This is a genomic window from Streptococcus handemini (assembly GCF_040984445.1).
GTDB lineage: Bacteria > Bacillota > Bacilli > Lactobacillales > Streptococcaceae > Streptococcus > Streptococcus handemini.
The window spans coordinates 1-6,106 of record NZ_JBFRYH010000090.1 but is presented as its reverse complement, the minus strand read 5'-3'; the positions used below and the strand labels follow the sequence as shown (position 1 = coordinate 6,106).

The window sequence follows — 6,106 nt, the reverse complement described above, 5'->3', positions numbered from 1 at the left end:
CTTTAGGAACTTTGACAACTTTAAAAAACGCATTTTGATTGCCTTAAACATCAAAAAAGAGAAAACGAATGTCGTTCTCTCTAGATGTTAGCTTTTCATCTACCCACTACAGTTGACAATGAGCCTTATTTTTCTTCTTGCATTTTTTCCTTGATTTCATCATATGAAAGTGGCCGAACGTCGTCATTTTCTTGGTATGCCAAATCAGCAGGCATTTGCCCTGTTTCATAGAGTGATTTGATTTGAACACTATCCAATGTCTCATATTTTAACAAAGCTTCTGCAATCAATTTATGAGTTTCTCGATTAGCTTGAATAATTTCAGCTGCTTTATCACGCGCTTCATTCAATAATGTACGAACTTCATTATCTAATTCATAAGCTGTTTGCTCAGAGATATGTTTCGGTGTAGTATAGCCACCAAACATAGCATGATTTCCTTCATACTGCATTGGTCCCATCTTATCACTCATTCCATATTCTGCTACCATGGCACGAGCCATTTGAGTTGCTTGCTCAAAATCATTTGAAGCCCCTGTTGTCTGAGCATTAAATATAATTTCTTCTGCTACACGACCACCCATAAGACCTGCCAATTGCTCTTTCATATCTTCTTTAGATAGAAGCATTTGGTCCTCTTTTGGTAAGGCTATCATATAACCACCAGCACGTCCACGAGGAACAATGGTTACCTTATGTACTTCACGCGCATTTGAAAGAACAAGTCCAACAATGGTGTGTCCAGCTTCGTGATATGCCACCATCTCACGCTCACGTTTTGAAATCTGACGGTCTTTCTTAGAAGGTCCTGCAATGACACGATCTTCTGCTTCATCAATATCAGACGCATCAATAACCGATTTGTTTTGACGTGCTGCAACAAGAGCTGCCTCATTTAATACATTTTCTAAATCAGCTCCTACAAAACCTGGTGTTTGCTGTGCAACTAATTTCAAGTCAACATCGTCCGCCAATGGTTTATTTTTAGCATGGACTTTCAAAATAGCTTCACGACCTTTAACATCTGGTCTTCCAACTAATACCTTACGGTCAAAACGTCCAGGACGAAGAAGGGCTGGATCTAATACATCACTACGGTTGGTTGCTGCAATAACAATGATACCTTCGTTACCAGCAAATCCATCCATTTCAATCAACAATTGGTTGAGGGTCTGTTCACGTTCATCGTTTCCGCCACCCATGCCAACTCCACGTTGGCGGCCAACAGCATCAATTTCATCAATAAAAATAATAGCTGGTGCTGCTTTTTTAGCATCTTCAAAGAGAGAACGAACACGGCTAGCACCTACTCCGACAAACATTTCCACAAAGTCAGAACCAGAAATACTAAAGAACGGGACACCCGCTTCTCCAGCAACAGCTTTTGCAAGTAGGGTTTTACCAGTTCCTGGAGGTCCCTCAAGTAGGACGCCGGCAGGAATTCGCGCACCTAATTTTGTAAAGCGTTTTGGATCTTTTAAAAACTCAACAACTTCTACTAATTCTTGTTTCTCTTCCTCTGCTCCAGCCACATCTGAAAAACGCACTTTTACATTACTTTTTTCTAATGCCTTCGCTTTATTCCGACCAAAGTTCATGGCACCGCGGGCACCACCACCACCTTGATTCATCATCATGACGAAAAAGACACCAAAAATAATAAGGGGAAAAATATTGATTAAAATATTTAACCATAGACTATTGGAGCTTTCTGGCTTAACAGTCACTTTTACATCATGCTCACTAGCTAGAGATTGTAAATCAGCTAATGTAGAATCAGCTGCTAATATAGTAGAAGTAAACTTACTATAACTTACCTTGTCAGAAATCTGGAATAATTTAATAGACTCTGCAGCTTTGCTCTCACTAACCCTCGCATTCTTATAGGTTCCAGATACCTCTACTATGCTTCCGTTTGGCCGATACGTAATATCTGTAACATTTCCCTCTTTTAACTCTTTTACAACTTGTGAATAGCTGATTTCATGGGATGAAATTTGGCTACCAGCTTTTAAAAACTGGTAACCTGTCAGAATGGTAGCAATTAATAAGATAATGAGAAAAGGATTTCGAATTAATCCCTTATTGTGTTGATTTTTCATAAATACTATAGTAACCTTTTTCTATTTTGAATAAACTTCCTCTTTTAATACTCCTACGTAAGGAATATTGCGATAGTTTTCATCATAATCTAGACCAAATCCTACAACAAATTCATTTGGAATTGTAAAGCAAGTATAGTCTGGTTCAATTTCAACTACACGACCTTCTGGTTTATCAAGTAATGTCACAATTTTAATAGAAGCTGCTTGACGCAAAGCAAACAATTCCTTCAATTCTTTGAGTGTACGTCCAGTATCAATAATATCTTCAATGAACAAAACATCACGACCTGCAACATTTGTATCTAAATCTTTAATAATTTTGACAGTACCACTGCTCTCAGTACCTCCATGATAGCTTGATACAACCATGAAGTCCATTTCAATATGAGTGTCAATATGTTTCACAAGTTCTGCCATAAAAGGAATAGAACCTTTTAAAATACCAACCAATAAAGGATTTTTTCCAGCATACTCTTCTGTTAAAATTTTTCCCAATTCCTTGCTTTTAGCAACAATTTCTTCTTCTGAAATAAGAATCTTTTTGATATCTTTTTCCAACATATTCCATTCACTCTTTCATTTTTATATATAATGTAGCTTTGATTATATCATTTTTTAATGATTTACTCAAATCACTGATAGCCATATTGGCAATTCCATAGATTTTTCCATCTTGTTCAATCAAAACAGCTTCATCTCGTATTTTTTTGGGTACCTTCTGATCAATAAAATAGCGACGAATTTTTTTATGAAAGGAGTTAAGTAACATTCTATCTCCTGCTCTTCTCCTCCGCAAAATAACAGGCTGATTCGCTTGAAGATACAAAATCTGTGTTGCTTGCTCCAATGGCTCATTTAATGAAAAAATGAACGATCCATATTGAAAAACACCTTCTGATTCTATCACGTATTGTTCTGCTTGCATATCCGTCTTAGGTTGGATTTTTGTAATAGCAAAATGTTGATAGTCCTTTACCAAGTAATAATCCCCTTTTAGATGATGATAATAGTTAGCCTTGGTTTCAAGAATTGTCAGAAGTTGTCCAAATTGATTGCGTGTCAGCTGGAGTTCTGGAAATTGTTCCACATACTGTTGCAGTAAGATATAGCGCACAGCTTGTGACTGTGTTTGAAATACTGTCATATTGGTAATATCGATATGACGAGTTAATTCTGTGATAGCTTGATATAGTGTTTCCGTTTCTCTTCCGAGATTTTGTAAAGCATGGGTAAACTGGGGATTTTCTTTTTCCAACATCGGAAGATAATCATTACGGACGCGGTTTCGCAGGTAAATAGGAGAACTGTTACTCCTATCTTCCATATGTTCCACATCCATCAATTCTTCTTTCTTAAAAGATAGTAAGGGACGAATCAATTCTCCTGTCGCAAATGATTGAACCGATTTTATCCCAGACATATGCATAAAACGACTACCTCGAATCAAGCGCATAAAAATCGTTTCTGCTTGATCATCAGCATGATGAGCAGTCACCAGAGCAGTATACTGATGCTGTCTCATGATGTCTGCAAAAAAATCATAACGCATGTTACGAGCTGCTTCTTCAGAAAATTCTCCTTTAAAATAAGAAACATAAAAAGGAAGTCCTCTTTTCTCTGCCCAATTTTTCACAAAAACTTCTTCTGCAATGGATTCAGGGCGCTGCTGATGATTGACATGGGCAATTCCAATTCGTATATTAAGAATTGCTTGGTATTTGTAAAGAAGATGGGCAAGATTCATCGAATCTTTTCCGCCTGAAACAGCAATAAGAACAAACTCATGTTTATCAAAAAAGTGACCTCCTTGCGTCACTTTTAAAAATTTTTCTTCCATTATTTTAAAATTCCATATACATCATTTGCAATCTGTGAAATAGCATCATAGCTTAATTGATCCGTAAAAATAGATAGAATAAAAGGCTCTTTTGCATAGACAACAGCCACATCATGCTTAAAATCATAGGCATCTCCAATTTTATGGGCAACCTTGACATCTATATCACGCGCAATTCGTTGATTATCAAAATTGGTAGCCGATAAACTTTCAAGTACATAACCATCCTGATGGTAAATAGCCTCCATCATCAATCCTGCCATTTCAGCTGAAGCCATTCGTGATACCATATCCCATTTTTGACCAACAATTCTAGTTATTTCTTGGTAAAAGCGTTTGTCAAATTTATCTGCTGCATAATAACCTAGTAAGTTACTCGCAACATTATCTGATTCCTTTGCGGTACGATTAATCAAATCATCAATCCGATACTGCTGATTATCTGGTATTTTGGTAATCGAGCCACTTCCTTCTGGATCATAGGCCCCATCAAAATTTTCTGTATCCTTGACATACTTTACAGTATCTGTCAATTTTATTTTTTCTTCGTCTAACTTTGTTTGAGCGTAGTAAAGAGTAGGAAGTTTCGTTATACTTGCAGCGTACATCAGTCTATCTTGGTTGACACCTACAGTTTCTCCTGTTGACAATTTCTTGACATAGACAGCTATATCCTTAGAAGAATATTTAGTTGTCAATAAATCCTGAACAGCTTCTATACGATTGTCCGTTTCCGACATATCATTAATACTAATCCAGCCTTTATAATGAATCTTGGCAAAGAATCCCAGATGTGTTTCAACGATTTCAGATACTGTTACTTCTTGATAAGGTTTTAAATCAAGTGTTAATTTTTTACCTTGATTGGCAATAGGACTGGAATATACAGTAAAATTTTTTTTGAGCCAGACTTTTTCTGAAAGAACCGTACGATGTAAAATAATATCATCATAGATATTTGTCTGATCAGCAACTATGTAACTCTTATCTGCTAATTGAAAGACTAGCTGATTTTGACTATTACTATCTACACCTATAATAGAAAAAGATTGATTGGGCTTTACTTTTTCGAAAGGAAGTGTCAACTCTTTGTCAAGATAACTGTCAACTTCTTCGTATACATTTGGATTGGTTGGAATCACTTGAAAATCGGGACTATACTCTTTATAATTCAACTGATAGTTCATTTGATTCGATAGTTCAAATGGAATTTCGGTACTTCCAACTGGTGTAGCTGCAAGTAAGACTGGACTAATAAGCAATAATAGCTGTTTTTTCATGTTCCCTCCTTTCCTATTGTTTCGTTTCCTTCTTTTCTATTTTTAATGCTTGGTTTTTCTTAGCTAATTCTTCTAATTTTTCATCAGAATAAGCCAAAAATTTTTCAACAATGTCTACAATCGTTTCTGTCATCGTGGTAATAATCCTGGAATATTATAGATAAATTCCCCATCCTTTGAATATTGAATTTTTGCTCGAATATATTTTGCAGCATATTCCTCATCCTCTAGTTTTTTGACTAAAGAAGATTCAATTTTTTGCTGTACTTCTAATTCTTCATAGCGATTTTCTAACTCAGCTAATTGTTCCTTACGTTTTTGCAACGTTTGATAACTGTTGACCAAATTATAAGTTGGTAAAACAAAGAGAAAAACAACCAAAATCAGAATTGAGCCCATAAAACGATTCTTTTGCTTTTTTTCTTGCTGGTATAGATGGCTTTTTTGTAATTCTTCCTGAATATAGTGATTATTAATTTGGAGAATTTTAGATTTTTTCATCTGCCTCAATCCTTGTTTCGCTGATGATTTCATACATCTTCAGTGCATCTTCTTTTTTAGTACTATCTTTCATTTCAAGCACCTTAACAACTAGCAATTTATTTCCAAAACGAATGTCAATCTGATCATTTTCTTTTAAATCTGTCGATGATTTGGCTAAAATGCCATTCACCTTTATTCTTCCCTTATCTGCTACTTCTTTCGCTACTGTACGACGTTTGATGATACGGGAAACTTTTAAATACTTATCTAATCTCATGTTTATAATTCATTCCTTTCGTTTCACTCAAGGCACAACACTAAATGAAAATGTGTTGTGCTCTTTATTTTGCTCTATAATATAAAATGAGAAGGCCAATCACGACTACAAATCACGGGGAGGA

The 6,106-nt window shown here is 35.7% G+C and carries 7 protein-coding genes; all 7 read right to left on the bottom strand.

Annotated features, from left to right (window positions below):
• Positions 1 to 125: 125 nt before the first annotated feature.
• From ftsH to ABPH35_RS10115, 7 genes are read right to left on the bottom strand one after another with little or no spacing between them, the layout of a single operon-like run.
• On the bottom strand, positions 126 to 2,102 hold the full coding sequence (gene ftsH / locus ABPH35_RS10145; protein ID WP_349989572.1) for an ATP-dependent zinc metalloprotease FtsH: 1,977 nt from the start codon (positions 2,100 to 2,102) through the stop codon (positions 126 to 128).
• Between the two features lie 21 nt (positions 2,103 to 2,123).
• Positions 2,124 to 2,666: a hypoxanthine phosphoribosyltransferase gene (hpt, locus tag ABPH35_RS10140; protein WP_154607669.1), complete on the bottom strand. Its 543-nt coding sequence runs from the start codon at positions 2,664 to 2,666 to the stop codon at positions 2,124 to 2,126.
• Positions 2,667 to 2,673: 7 nt separating this feature from the next.
• Positions 2,674 to 3,942, bottom strand: a complete 1,269-nt coding sequence (gene tilS / locus ABPH35_RS10135; RefSeq protein WP_349989571.1) for a tRNA lysidine(34) synthetase TilS — start codon at positions 3,940 to 3,942, stop codon at positions 2,674 to 2,676.
• Positions 3,942 to 5,222 (bottom strand): serine hydrolase, encoded by a 1,281-nt coding sequence (locus ABPH35_RS10130; protein WP_349989570.1) that lies wholly within the window; start codon positions 5,220 to 5,222, stop codon positions 3,942 to 3,944. The genes tilS and ABPH35_RS10130 overlap by 1 nt, the downstream gene beginning before the upstream one ends.
• A 13-nt stretch (positions 5,223 to 5,235) precedes the next feature.
• Positions 5,236 to 5,355, bottom strand: coding sequence for an SP_0009 family protein (locus ABPH35_RS10125; protein ID WP_349989569.1), 120 nt, complete (start codon positions 5,353 to 5,355; stop codon positions 5,236 to 5,238).
• Positions 5,352 to 5,723 carry an FtsB family cell division protein gene (locus ABPH35_RS10120; RefSeq protein ID WP_349989568.1) on the bottom strand — a complete coding sequence of 124 codons (372 nt, stop codon included), beginning with the start codon at positions 5,721 to 5,723 and terminating at the stop codon, positions 5,352 to 5,354. Before ABPH35_RS10120 ends, ABPH35_RS10125 begins: the two co-directional genes overlap by 4 nt.
• On the bottom strand, positions 5,710 to 5,982 hold the full coding sequence (locus ABPH35_RS10115) for an RNA-binding S4 domain-containing protein (protein ID WP_135027862.1): 273 nt from the start codon (positions 5,980 to 5,982) through the stop codon (positions 5,710 to 5,712). Before ABPH35_RS10115 ends, ABPH35_RS10120 begins: the two co-directional genes overlap by 14 nt.
• Between the last annotated feature and the right edge of the window lie 124 nt (positions 5,983 to 6,106).